This is a genomic window from Arsukibacterium tuosuense (assembly GCF_900215315.1).
Lineage (GTDB): Bacteria > Pseudomonadota > Gammaproteobacteria > Enterobacterales > Alteromonadaceae > Alishewanella > Alishewanella tuosuense.
In genome coordinates this window covers 74,296-89,752 of the sequence record NZ_OBEB01000002.1, presented here as the reverse complement: position 1 = coordinate 89,752, position 15,457 = coordinate 74,296, and the positions used below count along the sequence as shown (strand labels likewise).

9 protein-coding genes are annotated in these 15,457 nt (G+C 46.2%); 2 read left to right on the top strand and 7 right to left on the bottom strand.

What is annotated here, in order from left to right; all coding sequences use genetic code 11:
• The first annotated feature begins 316 nt into the window (after positions 1–316).
• Positions 317–1,396 (top strand): Fic family protein, encoded by a 1,080-nt coding sequence (locus tag CRO03_RS04930; RefSeq protein WP_097110523.1) that lies wholly within the window; start codon positions 317–319, stop codon positions 1,394–1,396.
• 123 nt (positions 1,397–1,519) lie between these two features.
• On the opposite strand, the gene glmS is transcribed toward CRO03_RS04930, so the two are convergent.
• The 7 genes from glmS to CRO03_RS04895 all read right to left on the bottom strand — a co-directional run bounded on the left by glmS (position 1,520) and on the right by CRO03_RS04895 (position 12,030).
• Positions 1,520–3,349, bottom strand: a complete 1,830-nt coding sequence (gene glmS, locus CRO03_RS04925; RefSeq protein WP_097110522.1) for a glutamine--fructose-6-phosphate transaminase (isomerizing) — start codon at positions 3,347–3,349, stop codon at positions 1,520–1,522.
• 49 nt (positions 3,350–3,398) lie between these two features.
• Positions 3,399–4,166 (bottom strand): DeoR/GlpR family DNA-binding transcription regulator, encoded by a 768-nt coding sequence (locus CRO03_RS04920; RefSeq protein ID WP_097110521.1) that lies wholly within the window; start codon positions 4,164–4,166, stop codon positions 3,399–3,401.
• Positions 4,167–4,356: 190 nt separating this feature from the next.
• The gene (locus CRO03_RS04915; protein ID WP_097110520.1) at positions 4,357–5,271 is read right to left on the bottom strand and encodes a DUF4434 domain-containing protein; all 915 of its coding nucleotides are present in this window, start codon (positions 5,269–5,271) and stop codon (positions 4,357–4,359) included.
• The gene (locus CRO03_RS04910) at positions 5,196–8,102 is read right to left on the bottom strand and encodes an NfrA family protein (protein WP_170948949.1); all 2,907 of its coding nucleotides are present in this window, start codon (positions 8,100–8,102) and stop codon (positions 5,196–5,198) included. The genes CRO03_RS04915 and CRO03_RS04910 overlap by 76 nt, the downstream gene beginning before the upstream one ends.
• A gap of 23 nt (positions 8,103–8,125) precedes the next feature.
• Positions 8,126–10,342: a glycosyl transferase family protein gene (locus tag CRO03_RS04905; RefSeq protein ID WP_097110518.1), complete on the bottom strand. Its 2,217-nt coding sequence runs from the start codon at positions 10,340–10,342 to the stop codon at positions 8,126–8,128.
• 84 nt (positions 10,343–10,426) lie between these two features.
• Positions 10,427–11,143, bottom strand: coding sequence for a hypothetical protein (locus tag CRO03_RS04900; protein ID WP_141397724.1), 717 nt, complete (start codon positions 11,141–11,143; stop codon positions 10,427–10,429).
• 326 nt (positions 11,144–11,469) lie between these two features.
• On the bottom strand, positions 11,470–12,030 hold the full coding sequence (locus CRO03_RS04895) for a YceB family lipoprotein (protein WP_097110516.1): 561 nt from the start codon (positions 12,028–12,030) through the stop codon (positions 11,470–11,472).
• Positions 12,031–12,577: 547 nt separating this feature from the next.
• Between CRO03_RS04895 and CRO03_RS04890 the strand changes: the two genes are divergently transcribed.
• Positions 12,578–15,397, top strand: a complete 2,820-nt coding sequence (locus tag CRO03_RS04890) for a bifunctional diguanylate cyclase/phosphodiesterase (protein WP_097110880.1) — start codon at positions 12,578–12,580, stop codon at positions 15,395–15,397.
• The last annotated feature ends 60 nt before the right edge of the window (positions 15,398–15,457 follow it).

The window sequence follows — 15,457 nt, the reverse complement described above, 5'->3', positions numbered from 1 at the left end:
TAATTTTCAAAGAATAAGCCTGCACCAATAAAAAAGGCCCCTAAGGCCCTTTGCTAAATTTTGGTGCAAATTATTCGACAGTAACCGACTTCGCCAGATTACGTTACTGGACTTGCGTTAAGTTGATGACACGAGTATGCCGGCAAGTCTCATGTACAATATCCTTACTTGTTCACTAAAATGGCTTTCCTGTACGTTTCTGCTTTTCAGATATAGGAAATCAATAAATTTATACATATTCGCCTCGATGTGTATAGTTTTTTGAATTTTTTATACATACTGTATCAACATATATAAAAATCACCGGGAACTTTGCATGTCCTACGTATTAGCAGCACTGCCACTACCAAGCATTGAACAATGGGAAACCCGCGCGGTATTAAAGAAGACAGCAGAAGCACATCGTTATCTAGCCGAACTGAAAGGTGTTGCTGCGAGTATCCCCAACGAAGCCATACTGATCAACACGCTAAGTTTGCAAGAAGCAAAAGACAGCTCAGAAATAGAAAACATCATCACCACTCACGATGAATTATATAAAGCCAATCTGTTTACAGATGCGGTTACCAACCCTGCCGCCAAAGAGGTGCAGGACTATGTGTTTGCCTTAAAAGAAGGTTTTCAAACTGTCAGACGGCAAAAACTAATTCGACTGACCGATATATTGCAAGTGCAGGAAAATCTGGAAAGAAACCAGGCAGGTTTACGCAAACTGCCGGGAACAGATCTCAAAAACGCCCACACAGGAGAAATCATTTATACGCCACCACAGCATACAGAAACCATAGTTGAGTTAATGCACAACCTTATCGAATACATTAACAATGATGAACTCTGTGATGCTGACCCACTGGTAAAAATGGCTATTATCCATCACCAGTTTGAAAGCATACATCCATTTTATGATGGCAATGGTCGAACAGGCCGCATTCTCAATATTCTGTATTTGGGTGCCAAAGATCTGCTAAACCTGCCAGTACTGTATTTAAGCCGCTTTATGATCCGTGACAAAGCCGCTTACTACACGCAATTGCAGCAACTACGTGAAACTGGTGATTGGGAATCATGGCTTATATACATGCTCAACGGCGTTATCGAGACGGCGATTAATACCATTTCACTGATCACAGAAATAAAAACGCTGATGCAAACCTATAAACACCGGATCCGTGACGAACTGCCGAAAATCTACCGGCAAGAGCTACTGAACAATCTTTTTAATCACCCTTATACCAAAATTGAGTTTGTCATGAATGACCTTGGCGTGTCGCGCATTACCGCAACTAAGTATTTAGAAGAACTTGTCCAGCACGGTTTTCTGCACAAAGAAAAAATTGGCCGCAGTAACTATTACATTAACCATCCACTGTATAGTTTACTGATGCAACATGCTTAACCATCATGCAGCGCTTAGAGCCGAATTTCAAACTGAAAGCAGGCTCTTAAAAACCTCCAAACTCAACAGATAAAAAGGCCATCACAATATACTGTTGATGGCCTTTAACGTTATTACAGTACCTTATTCCACCGTAACCGATTTTGCCAGGTTACGTGGCTGGTCGACGTCGGTGCCTTTGATAATGGCGACGTAGTAGCTTAATAACTGCAGTGGCAGGGTGTAGACAATAGGCGCCAGGATGTCGGCGACGTGTGGCACGTTAATCACCCGCATAGTAGCGTCGGACTGGAATTTGGCATCGGTATCAGCGAATACGTATAAAATACCGCCGCGGGCCCGTACTTCTTCGACGTTCGATTTCAGCTTTTCCAGCAGGTCGTTATTTGGTGCAACCACGATAATTGGCATATCGGCGTCAATCAGCGCCAGCGGGCCGTGTTTCAGCTCGCCTGCTGCATAAGCTTCAGCATGGATGTAAGAAATTTCTTTTAGCTTTAACGCCCCTTCCATCGCGATAGGGTACTGATCGCCACGGCCTAAAAACAATGCGTGGTGCTTGTCAGCAAACTCTTGTGCCAGCGCTTCAATTTGTGGCGCCAGCGCCAGGGTTTGCTCCAGTTTGCCCGGTAAACTTTGCAGTGCTGCAGTCAGTTCGCGCTGTTGGGTCGCCGTTAAGCCGTTATATTTGCCAATGGCCAGGGTTAACATGGCCAGGCCAACCAACTGGGTGGTAAAGGCTTTGGTAGAGGCCACACCAATCTCGGCGCCGGCGCGGGTCATAAAGGCTAAATCAGATTCGCGCACCAGGGAGGAGCCCGCCACATTACAAATGGTTAAGCTGCCAACATAGCCCGCTTCTTTAGCCAGGCGCAGCGCGGCTAAGGTATCGGCGGTTTCGCCCGACTGGGAAATACTGACCAGCAGGCTGTTCGGTTGCACGAACGATTTGCGGTAACGGAATTCAGAGGCAATTTCTACGTTACAGGAAATACCACCTAACGATTCCAACCAGTAGCGCGCAACCATACCGGAGTGATAACTGGTACCACAGGCAACAATTTGCACGTGCTTAACTTTTTTGAACAGCTCGGCTGCACCATTACCAAAGGTTTCGTCCAGCACCGAATCACTGCTTAACCGTCCTTCCAGGGTGTTATTGATAGCATGCGGCTGTTCGTAAATTTCTTTAAGCATAAAGTGACGATACTGGCCTTTATCCCCGGCATCGTAGCTGACGTTCGACTCATGTACTTCGCGCTCGACGGCGTTACCTGCTTTATCAAAAATACTGACGCTATGCCGGGTGATCTCTGCCACGTCGCCCTCTTCCAGAAAGATAAAGCGGCGGGTCACCGGCAATAATGCCAGCTGATCTGAAGCGATAAAGTTCTCACCAATGCCCAGGCCAATCACCAAGGGGCTGCCTGAACGGGCGACCACTACCCGGCTGGCATCGGTTTTATCCAGCAGCACTGTGCCATAGGCACCATGCAACTGTTTCACCGACTTTTGCACTGCCGCTAACAACGAACCGGCGCTTTTCAGCTCTTCTTCTACCAGATGAGCAATAACTTCGGTGTCGGTGTCTGAGGTAAAGACATAGCCTTTGGCTTTTAATGCGTCACGCAGCGGACTGTGGTTTTCGATAATGCCGTTATGTACCACGGTAATATTGCTCGATACATGTGGGTGCGCATTGCGCTCGCTCGGTTCACCATGAGTGGCCCAACGGGTATGGGCGATACCGGTACCACCGGTCGCAGGTGTCGCCGCAACGGCATCGGCTAACTCTTTTACTTTGCCTAAACGGCGTAACCGGGTCAGTTCGCCACTGGCGTTAACCACAGCGACACCCGCTGAGTCATAACCCCGATACTCGAGGCGGCGCAGGCCTTCAACCAGAATATCCACGACATCACGTTGCGCCACAGCGCCGACTATTCCACACATAATTTATCTCCGTTAATCCGTTAAATGCAGCTTAATTTGAGCGGGTGAATCAGGCATGAACCCTGATCACCTTCACCCCTTGTTCAATTATCCGGGCCGCGGCCTCGTCGCTTAATCCATCGTCGCTCACCAGCACTTTTACCATGGCCCAGGGCAGTTCCAGGTTATGAATTTTCCGCCCCAACTTGTCCGATTCCAGCATAACAATGACTTCGCGCGCGCTCTCGGCCATTACCCGGCTTAAACTGTACAGCTCGTTATAAGTGGTGGTGCCGCGCGCCAAATCTATGCCATCGGCACCAATAAACAGTTGATCAAAATCATAGGCGCGCAACACCTGCTCAGCCAGCTGGCCCTGAAAGGCTTCCGATTGCGGATCCCAGGTCCCGCCGGTCATCAGCAGGGTGGGTTCGTTCTCCAGTTCGCGCAGGGCATTGGCAATACCCAATGAGTTAGTCATTACCACCAGGCCTTGCTTACTGGCCAGTTCAGGCAATAACGCGGCGGTGGTGCGGCCGCTGTCGATAATAATCCGGTAATGATCTTTAATCAGACCTGCAGCGGCTTTGGCAATCGCCAGCTTTCGCTTTGAAACTTTTTCAAAACTGGAGTCGGCAATAAAGTCCTGCGGTACCGGTACCGCGCCACCATAGCGCCGTAGCAATAAACCCGCCTGCTCCAGCACGGTTAAGTCTTTCCGAATCGTTACTTCAGAGGTCTGAAATTGTTCGGCCAGTTGCTCTACTGAAAGCTCGCCCTGCTGCTGCAGTTGGCTGACGATCAGATGGCGTCGCTGTTGGGTATTGCGTTTATTCATAGATTTTACTTTTTTCTTTCGATGATGTTTCGAAACGAAACATATTCTACGCCGTTTTTATCGCTTGGCAAGTTTCGGTGTCGCCAGATTACAGATTTGTTCACGGTGGTGACCGTGTATTGAGCAGAGTTATTACGTTTTGTCAGGCAAGATGATGTCTGGTGCATAAGCAGAAAAGGTGAAAACAGTATTATTTGTAGACTAACACCCCTTCAGCAAAAGGCAGGTAGCGAAGTGAAAATACGATTTGAGCATGGCAGCCTTTAATCGCCCGTTGTGCCAGAGCGATTTCTTCATTCGATGCCGCTCTGGCCTGAAAGGCTAACTCATGGGTGGTTAACTGACGAAAATGCTCTGAAATTACCGCAAAACGACAAGGCAGTTGCGCCAGCAGCGCCTGCCGCCGGGCTGGTGACTTAAAGCCCACCCCAGCATCGTCTTGCAACCAAATGTGAAAGCCAGTATCCGATATTTGCTGCAGCGCCCCCAGGTACTCATTGTCTGACAATTGGCCATTACTAAATGCACTTACTGCCACGGCTTCCTTGACACTGCTTTTAAATAACCTTAGTTCAGCCGCCAACCATGATATCTGAGCTTGTGTAGAAAAATCTGTATCATTCAGTTCAACCGGCAGATACCAACCGGCAAAGTTTGCTGCTGGCACAAGCATTTGCTTTTTTAAACGATTCAGTTGCAATAAGTTATGCGCCAGCTGCAGTTTGAAGTAACGTCGCCGCTCATCTTCAGGTTGCTGCATTTGGCTAAAGTAACTGGCATCGCTGTTCAACCCCAGCCAAATAGTAAAGTTAAATTGCTCTGCTGCTTGCAGTACCTTTTTCAACTGCGCATCTTGCGCCATAAAGTCAACGTTGTCGTACCGCGTCCACTGTACTACCAATGAGCGGTAACCGTGATTAGCAGCTGCTTCAAACAGCTGCTGCCATTGTACCTGACTGACCGTTCTGTCCTGATTAAGCGGTTGATAAAATACCGTTTTACCATGTGAACTACTGTTTGACTGGCACGCTACCAGGCTAAGTAAAATTGCAACAACAAAGCATGCTGTCGCTGATTTAAGTCGCCTGCCAGCTGATATTGCCATTCTGCATTTACCTCAAAGCGCTGTTTTTCCAACAACACGGGAAGCTGACCAGGCCAAAAACGCCATTGCAATCCCATACCCGTGCTAAGCTGGTTTCCACTTACTGGCCGGCCTGTTTCTAAAGCCTGACGCCGGTAGTCAAACTGAGCCAAACCATACCACTTTATGGCTTGCGCTGTCAGAGTATTAAGTTTCCATACCCGCCCTTGATCATAGCGTAACTGAGCCAGCCGGCTGCCAGAGTCTGGCCACCACACCGTATCAATATAAAGTTTTCGCTCCCACCATCGCTGCTGCGATGGCCGCCACTCTGCCTGCCAGGGGGTGGTATTGAGTAAATCGGCATTGATGCGAAGTAAGCTGTGCCAATCGCCCTCGGCCAGGGGGTATTGCTCTATCCCTGCACTTAACCAAAGATTCAGATTTGAAACAGGTTTATAGCTGACACCATATTGCTGTCCCAGGTTTTGCCAGGGAGAATCATTGCCATTGCTGGCTACTATTGCATACAACGATAAATCTTGTTGCAGCGGGTCCAGGAAATACTCGGCCTTAAGTGCCATCCCATTCCTGGCCAGTTCAGCGTTGCTAGCGACAAGTCGCTCGCCAGTTATCGCGCCGCTAGTCAGATTGACACTACTACTAAACCGCCAGGATGACTGCAATTGCTGCTGCAAGCGAAGCAAACTGAACTGATTATTCAGCTCTGAATTACTTACAAAATCCTGCTGCTGATATTGCAATAGTGCCGAACCTGTCCAGTACTGTGTTGCGTCAGAATTGCCCAGTCGCTTATTCAAATAGGCCAGCTGCGCGCTTCCTGTTGCATCAAACTTATGGCCAGCCTTCTGTATACTTGTCATAACCTCAAGTGCTTTTTCAGGCTCATTCTCTGCCAATACATAAGCATACGCCAATTGATATTCAGCGTTTTGTGGCTGCAGTGTTGCGGCATCCTGCCAATTTTGGAATGCCTGAGATGGTTGGTTTAACTGTTGGAACAATGCGGCCTGAATAGCATGCTGCCGGGCTCGTTCAACTGGCAATTGTGTTTGAACCTGCTGCAAATAGTCAGCGGCTGTTACACTATCGCCAATTTGCAACGCCAGCTCTGCCATGCTGAGCCAATCTGCTGGCAGTAACAACTTTGCAGGTAACTGTTGTAAGTATTCTAATGCCTGGGCCGGCTGTTTCATTGACTGATATTGGTAAGCTATCTGTTGCAGATATGTCGGATCAGGCTGCAGTTGATATGCCTGCTGCCAAAACTGTATAGCAGCCGCCGGTTGCTGATTATTGGCGCAAAGAGCCAGCGTTTTCCAGCCTGACGCATCCTGCGGGGCAGGCGTAAGCAATTGCTCTGCTTGCTTACAACGGCCAGCAATTCGCCAAAGCTCAGCGCGCTCAGCCGTCAATATTGACCAACCTTCTAGTTTTTGCAGCACAGTGGCGATTTGTTCGATGTTTTGTTGTTGCAATAAATTAAGTAACCGCTCAGGCAACACGCCACGCGCCATCGCTTCTGTGGAAAAGGGTAACGCATCCTCCAACAGCTTGAGCGCCTGCAGTGATTGTTGTGTCTCAATATAAAGAAAGCTTAACTGATCCAGAAGGTAATCATCAGGCATTACCTGGTACAGTGCTTCAAGGTACATGCGTTGTGTTGTGGTGTCTGTCAACGCATTGATACTGGTAATCAACAAGTTGTAATCCTGTTGTCGCAAAGGCTGCGAAAACTTTCGCTTTAATAATGTCTGATAATCATTGGCAGCAATGCGTTTTTGTAACACCATCTCGGCTTGTCGTTTTGCTAGTGTTGCATCATGTATGGTTATTGCTTCCAGAGCATCGGCAGATAGCCAGCGATCAGCGTATGTCAACCATTCAGCACGCTGCTGCACTGGACATGTTTCAAACTGAGCTCTTGCTTCGTCGCCTGCCTCTGCCTGCAAATACATTGCAACTTTATCAAGACAATTCAGCTGCAGATCAACAATTAGCCTTTTCGCTAATGCGGTATTCTTATTGTTAAGTGCACTTTGATATCGTTGCAAGTGTTCAGCCGGAGTCAGACTCGTATGTTGGACTAACCACTTGAAGGTCTGTTCTGCTCCTGCCCAGTCGTTCGCAGACAATTGACTTTGCAGCAATTGCCGGAAAAAACTGCTTGCCCACTCTTCAGTACTTCGTTGTTTAGCCAATTGTATGGCCTGCCCTTGTTTACCCTGTTGCAACAAAGCCAGGCTGTACCGCAGCCAGTCCCGTCCAGTTAGCTGTAGTTCTGAGACAGATTCGGTATCTGCAATTACCTGTTGTGGCAGCGAAAGCTGGTCAGCAAGTTCGGCTCGTTGCAACAACAGGCTGTCAGGTAATTCGGTTTTATCCTGCAGCCAATTAAACGCCTGCTGCATTCTTTGGTTAGCAATTAAGTGTTGTGTGATCAGCCCTAAAAGCTGATGCTGTTCTGCTACGCTTAATGTCGCCAACAATCCCGAATATTCCGCCAATGCCAGCGGTTGTTGTATATCTAGCTGAGTTTGGGCAATACGAAGTAGTTTATCTTCACGCAGCGATTCTGGCAGACGCTGATAAGTAACCAGAGCTGACGCTGGGTCAGGGACAGCCAACTGGGCATCAAACAACATGTCCAGCAAAGGCGCATGGGCTGGTAATACCTGTAGTGCTTTTTCAAGTTCAACCGCTGCTGCTGCAAAATGTCGTTGCCGTTTTAGCGCAAACGACTTTTCAACATATGGGTAAGCACGACTTTGCTGTAGTTCACTCAGGCCATCACGCCATTCCTGCGCATGCAATGTAACGCTGCATAACATTATTAGACAGCAGAAAAACCGGCTCATGCTATGACTGCCTCGCCTGACGCTTGTTTATATTCAGCAAATAATTGTTGTAAAGACTTTTGGACCGACTGTTGCAGCATTAGGGTTTGTTCGAGGACTTGCTCAGAGATTAGCTGCTCCTGCACAAGGTAGGCACCCAGTTTAAGATTACCGTCATATTCATAGCCCATCATTACCTGATTTATCAAAGCAGGTTCAAGCAACGAAGCCTGCAGCAGCGCTTCTCCGAGCATGAGCTGACAAGAGAAATATCGCTCCCTCAGAGTTTTGACAGCAGATTCAGAGATGTCACCATCGCTACACCACTGTGCCAGTTGCTGCTCCGGATTACAGGATTTATCAAACATATACCAGTAACGCAAACCCAGTGTTACCGCTCCAGCCTGGCATATAACATAGCGGACTTTACGTTGTAAAAGACGCTCAATAGCGCCCTGCGCTACAGGTGACAAAGCGCTTTCCTTGGCGAGTAGCAAAGTGCCATCTTCCATACCAATGGGCAGTACTGCATATTTAAAAGCCAGCCGCTCCGGAAACTGGACAATAGGTTTTGCTTCCAACATGAAAGGATCTATCAGCCGACACTCTGTTGATGCCTGTAAAGCCAGAGCCTCTGCCAACTGTACAGGAGAAATCAGTTCCAAGCGTAACATGGCCTGACCAAGTCTCTCGCCACGAACTCTGTGCTCCAGCGCTGTATTAAGCTGATCAGTTCTAATTACACCCTGCTGCATTAAAATAGAGCCAAGAGATGATCCGAGACTCCGCTCACTAACTGTTGGATACTGATGCTGAGTTTTATCCCATGCTACCCGTCGAGGATCGCCATATTGAACAACCTGGCGAATTGCCCGGACATTGGCAAAAAAGTTGATAATATTTCCCCATAGCTGACGTGGTACAGATAGAAATGCCTGCACTATGCCATAGTATCGCCGGACAAAAATCATCCGTTGCAGTATGCGGTTAAGGAAAAAAACTAAATTTAAACTTAATAAGGCAATTATTATCGGGTCATCCGAAAAAACACCGATAAAGTTATAAGCATTTGGTGCTATCGCCTGATACAGCCACAACAAGGCCAACTGAATAAAAATGATATTAGCCAGAAAGCTGACAAAATAGCTCACAACACCTTTGCGGTCGCGCCATAGGAAGTAATTCAGCTTCCAGTCTTTGCTCCACTTATGTACTTTTATGCCTTGAAATACGATGCCTATAATCCAACGACTTTTTTGCCTGACTGCTGTTTGAAAGGTTTCCGGGAAATATTCTCTGACGCAGACGACATTACCATCGATCTTGCTGCGACTGCGGTTCTTCTCTGCAAATGCTGCCAGTTTGTTATTGGTTACCGAGAAGCGTACAAAAATCTCTTCCATGCCCCACTGCTTCATCCGGAAGCCAATATCATAATCTTCTGTCAGCGATTGCACATCAAACGGCAAACCATCGCCTTCTTCAGAAAGCTTCAGGATAGCCCTGCGGCTAAAACAGGTGCCAACCCCGGCACTCGGTACCTGACCAACAATAGCTTCCCGCACCACCACGTCCTTGCCATGCATCTCAGAAAACTCATCCAGATAATGACCTGAGGTAAAATGCAAGGCGCCAGTGGCAAAAGGATACACTGGCAGTTGAATGAGATCTTTTCGGGGAAGTAAATAGTTGAATAACCGTAACTCCATTGCCGAAATCACATCCTCAGCATCGTGCAACACAAAACCGGAAAATTTTACTTTAGACCGCCGCTCAAACTCGAGAATTGACGTAATAACATTATTAAGACAATCTGCTTTACTGGTTGGTCCCGGACGGGCACAAACAACCTTATGGATATTTGGAAAACGCCGGCAGACGGCATCAACATCTTCCTGTGTACCAGGATCGTTAGGGTAAGTCCCTACAAAAATCTGATAATTTTCGTAATCAAGTTCAGATGCAGCAAGTTCTGCCATTTTGCCCACAACCCCGACTTCCTGCCACGCTGGAATCATGATTGCTATTGGTTTCTCTTTGCAAAAATATAGCTGTTGCTCATCAAACACAGAGCGATTGCGATATATCGTTAGTCCGCGCCATGATCGCCGCAACCAGTAATATATATCAATAAACAAGTCGTCCAGCGCAAAAAACAGCAATAACACCAGCAACACCAAAGCGACATTTTTCAATGCATACAAATATATTGCGATGATATCAATAAGGTTCATGTTGCTGCACACTAACTAACTTAAAGAAAAGCTGACAGCCTGCGAACAGACTGTCAGCTCAAGTAATTACTTAAATAACTGTTATCAGGCTTTACGGCGGAGCACTAATCCCAATAAACCCAACGCCATCAACAGGGCGGAAGAGCTAACGGGAACAGCAACAGCAGCTATTGCATTGCGATCCCTGACCAACAAAGGTGCTACATTCAGGTTATCCATTTCTAATATACCTTCAGCTTCCCAAAGCGGGGAGTTTTCGTCGGTAAAATAACCACTTGCGCAAAGTACAGAATATGTTGCACAACTAACATCGGCAATATTCCAGGCAAAATCCGCCATCCAGACATATTGCATTGCGCTTTCATGCCAGGTGCCAAATTGCCAATAACTATAACCTTCGAAATCATAACCCTGCTGACTGGAAAACGCGGGGCCTGTGCCATTTAGCAAGAAAAATAATGCGGAACCTGCTTTTTGGCTCTCTGACCAGCCATCAGCCATGGGATCTGTATCAAACCAACTATGAATTGCTGAAAACTCAAGAGCTGTTGCCCAACGCCAGCCGTCTGAATTACTGTTAACAAAAGTATTGATATCTGTTAAACCAGCCTGATTCTCCATTCCAAGACTATCACTCCAAGATAAACGGGCGATATCCAGTTGCATGTCAAGCAGTGACCAATACACACTATTTTGCTGATCACTGGCGTAACCTGTACCCTCAATCAACGATGCTTGCGCAGTATGCAACGAAAGCATGCCAGTACACATCAACCCTGCAAGAAGTCCTTTCCAAAACATATACAACTCCGAAACAAAAATTAAACAATCAATAGTAAATCAACGACTTGGCGATATTATAACCACAACACGCATAGAAAAGAATCATTCAGAAAGAAACAATTTAAAAATCACAACAAATACAAATGAAAATTATTTGCATTTAAATGAATACTAGTTTATAGTTTTGCTTGTCATGGACTGACACAGACTGGCCCCGGATGGGCCGTCTCTGGTCGTTGTTTTACTTGTCTTGCACTTTGGGGTGGCTTTTGCCACTCTTTTTTTATGTGCTATATGACTAAAAGTGGGCACAAGCCGCGGGGCATTCTGTATTAAAATGATGGCTACTGGCCGCTGGGACTAAACGCCAGTTTGCCATCCTGTACCGACATATTTACCGGTACCGCAGTGAGCAGCCTGATGGTGGGGTTGGTTTGATCAAGCCGGTATACCGGGTTTGATGCCAGATAGCCATTAACCAGCTGCAGCAATTCGTTACTTACCGGTGCTAAATTGCCCCGGTAACCGGCCGCTTCAATACTGCTGTCCAGCAACTTAACTGAACGGATAAAAATCGCTTTTTCGGTTGCGTCATAGTAAGGCGCACCTTCTATTTGCAACTGCAAATTAGCCGGATAACTTAAACCAAACAGGGACAATACCGCAGAGGCATCAGTATTAATCCTTACCAAATCACTATTATCGGGGCCAATATCAACCTGCATTTTATCCACTGCCATTTTCAGCGGAATACCGGCAACATTGGCCTGGCGGGTGAGTTTCGGTAACTGTGAACTTAACATCTGCTCTAAGTCTGCCTCGCTGACGTTATAAGTCGACAGTGAGCCAAGCTGGGCACAGCTTGCCAACAGCAAAATGAACATTAAACCAATTACACTACGCATAAGTTTTCCCTGTATTACAATATTGTCCGGTTAACACAGTACCGGTTGTAGCTTAGTATAACCTGAATAACAACTTGTTAAGCCTTAGCTCTGATAGCTTGTTAAAAGACAATCAGCCCGCAGGCGGAGTTGCGACGTTTATCAGCAAGTACGACAGCATGCAGTAACAGATGACCGCACAATAATATGAGTAACACCTCCGGATACAGCAGTTTCGTATACTGGACAACGCCCGGTGAGGTTAGCAGGGCTATAATGCTAATGTGGCATAGCAAACAGCAAAGTAGAAAATGCTTCACGTGAAACATCTTAAGCTGTACATCAGCATGTTTGAAAAACAGTGCTAAGCAGCATTTACCTGAAGCTGAAATTATTCAACACGTTATTCTGGAACAAACAACTGTTTAAAGCTGCTTGAAAATACAGTCAAAGAGGGTATTCTACCATGAGAATTTTCTAATTTACTTAGAATGAATGCATGCAAAATCAAGCCTCTTTGATAACAAAAGCCTTACCCCAGTCACAGGTCAAGCTGGTGTTATTTCTAATGGCGTTGATTCTGATAACGTTCTTACCTTTACTGCTGAATATAGACCTACCTGAACTAAGCCATCAGGCTTATCTGCCGTTACATACCGTACTTGAGATCTTAGCTATTGTTATTGCGGCAATGATTTTTGCTATTATCCGTGAGCAAGCACTGGTGAACATGACCCTGCGGGGAGTGGTTTTAGCCTGTTCATTTTTTACTATTTTCTGGTTAGATTTGGCGCACCTGCTGTCTTATCAGGGCATGCCTGATTATTTCACCGTTAATGACCCACAAAAAACTATTAACTTTTGGCTGGCAGCACGGTTAATTGCCGCACTTGCATTGTGTTTTGCTGTTTTACCTGTTGCCGACAAAAGTACCGGCTTAACCACTTACTACAAGATACTTTTAGCAGCGATAGCCACGGTAATCAGTCTGAATTATTGGTTTGTTAATCACCCCAATACTTTACCGGTATTTTATGTTGATGGTGTTGGCCTGACTAAAGCAAAAATTATTGCCGAATATGTGGTTATTTTTATCAACCTGATAACGGTATTTTTTATTTTACATTACCGCCGACATCAGCGGCCTTTTCACACTCCAGCGCTGTTTGCTGCTGTTGTTACCATGATCCTGAGCGAGTTTTATTTCACCTTATATGGCAAATTCAGTGACAGCTTTAATATTTTAGGCCATGCCCTGAAACTCTTGTCGTATTTATTTTTATACCGGGCTCTGGTTTTTGAGACGCTGGCTGCGCCTTTTGCGCAGATGCTGCAATCGAAAGCGGAGCTTTCAGCTACTCTGGCTGCAGTACCTGATATTTTATTTGATGTTGATCTTGAAGAACGCTTTCATCGCGTTCATTCCAGACCCGATAGCAAACTTTATCTTAGCCCCGAGCTGTTTATTGGTAAAACAGCTGCCGAAGTGTTACCCGATAACGTGGCGAGGGCCATGCAAAAAGCGATAAGCGAAGCCTACAGTCGTCAAGGCTGCTCAGATGCCCATCAATATGCCCTGACTATCGAGCAGGATGCTGACCCCAGCTGGTTTCAGGTTATTGCTGCATTAAAAACAGATAACAACGTCATGCCGCACTTTATTCTGGCCGTAAGGGACATTACCGCGCAAAAAAATATGCAGGCGACAGAGCAGCTTAATGCTCTGGCATTTCACACCCGCGAAGCCATCATGATTACCGATGCAGAGCGGCGTATTATCCGGGTAAACCCGGCCTTTACCGAGATTACCGGGTATACCGAAGCCGAAGTCATTGGCCAGAAGCCATCGGTGCTTAGCTCTGGCCTGCACGATCCGTCTTTTTACCAACATATGATGCAAATACTGGAGCTTTATGATGTCTGGAGTGGTGAGATTTACAACCGACGAAAAAATGGACAAGTTTATCCTGAACATGTTGTGATTAATGCCCTGAAAAATAATGAAGGCCAGGTTACCCATTACATCGCCAGTTTTAACGATATCAGTAAAGCTAAAGCAGATCAGCAACGCATCCACCGGTTAGCATTTTATGATCCCTTAACGCACTTACCTAACAGACGTTTACTGCTGGAAAAAATTCAGGAAGCACAGATTGAGTGCCAGCGTAGCAGCGACTTCGCAGCCTTACTGTTTATCGACTTAGATCACTTTAAACGGCTTAATGACAGTTTTGGCCATTCATTTGGTGACGACTTACTGCGCCAGTTGGCAGAGCGGCTGCAGTTAAGTATTCGCGCTACCGATACCCTGGCCCGGCCTGGTGGTGACGAGTTTATCTTGCTGGCCAGGTTGCAAACTGCAGATCCGGTAACAGCAGCCGCAGACGCTGAAATTCTCGGCAATAAATTATTAGAGGAAATACGCCTGCCCTTTGTGTTGAAGGGTCATCATTACCAAATAACCGCCAGTATTGGCGTTGCACTGTTTAATAACAACAATAAAGGTATAGATGAGTTAATGTCGTCAGCTGATTTGGCTATGTACCACTCAAAAGAACATGGCCGTGATCAACTATACTTCTTTGAACAACAAATGCAGCAGCAGTTGCGACAGCGACAAAAGCTGGAGCATGAATTAAAACTAGCGTTAACAGAGCAGCAATTCTCGCTGTATTACCAACCCAAAGTTAATAGTGTCCGGCAATTAGCTGGCTATGAAGCGTTGATTCGTTGGCACCATCCAGAGCAAGGTATGGTTCCGCCGGATCTCTTTATCCCGTTAGCAGAGAGCTCTGGACTGATTATTGATATTGGCACATGGGTACTGAAAACCGCCTGTCTGCAAATTAAATACTTCGTGGATCAGGGAGCCCGGTTAGCTATTGCCGTGAACGTTAGCCAACGCCAGTTGGTGCAAAAGGATTTTGTCGATACTGTTCAGCAAATCATTAAAGATACCGGTATTCAGGCTAACTTATTGGAGCTGGAAATTACCGAGAGCATGCTACATGATGATCTGGAAGCGACACGTCAAAAGTTACTAGCCCTTAGTGATATAGGTGTCACATTCTCACTGGACGATTTTGGTACCGGCTATTCGTCACTATCGTATTTAAAAAATCTGCCTATACATGTGCTGAAAATTGACCAGTCATTTGTTAAAGAATTTCTGATAGAAAAGACCGATCGTGCCATTGTACTTACTATTATAGCGATGGCTGAAACGCTGGGGCTAATGGTGGTAGCTGAAGGTGTTGAGCAACAGCAACAATTTGAGGAACTCGCTGAAATGGGCTGCGCTCTTTTTCAGGGTTACCTGTTTGGCAAGCCAGCACCACTACCTGAGCTGATGTCAAAAAAAATAAATTTAGTTGATGCAAAGCAATAAGTTGTACTTTGCCTGACACTACACTAAATAACAGCAGAGAGCAGTAACAGATGAGCAGCC

Excerpts from the sequence above, each read along its gene's own strand:
- CRO03_RS04930 (WP_097110523.1), top strand. The coding sequence starts at position 317 with ATGTCCTACGTATTAGCAGCACTGCCACTACCAAGCATTGAACAATGG.
- CRO03_RS04910 (WP_170948949.1), bottom strand. The coding sequence starts at position 8,102 with ATGTTATGCAGCGTTACATTGCATGCGCAGGAATGGCGTGATGGCCTG.
- CRO03_RS04895 (WP_097110516.1), bottom strand. The coding sequence starts at position 12,030 with ATGCGTAGTGTAATTGGTTTAATGTTCATTTTGCTGTTGGCAAGCTGT.
- CRO03_RS04890 (WP_097110880.1), top strand. The coding sequence starts at position 12,578 with ATGGCGTTGATTCTGATAACGTTCTTACCTTTACTGCTGAATATAGAC.
- CRO03_RS04905 (WP_097110518.1), bottom strand. The coding sequence starts at position 10,342 with ATGAACCTTATTGATATCATCGCAATATATTTGTATGCATTGAAAAAT.
- glmS (WP_097110522.1), bottom strand. The coding sequence starts at position 3,349 with ATGTGTGGAATAGTCGGCGCTGTGGCGCAACGTGATGTCGTGGATATT.
- CRO03_RS04900 (WP_141397724.1), bottom strand. The coding sequence starts at position 11,143 with ATGTTTTGGAAAGGACTTCTTGCAGGGTTGATGTGTACTGGCATGCTT.
- CRO03_RS04915 (WP_097110520.1), bottom strand. The coding sequence starts at position 5,271 with ATGGCAATATCAGCTGGCAGGCGACTTAAATCAGCGACAGCATGCTTT.
- CRO03_RS04920 (WP_097110521.1), bottom strand. The coding sequence starts at position 4,166 with ATGAATAAACGCAATACCCAACAGCGACGCCATCTGATCGTCAGCCAA.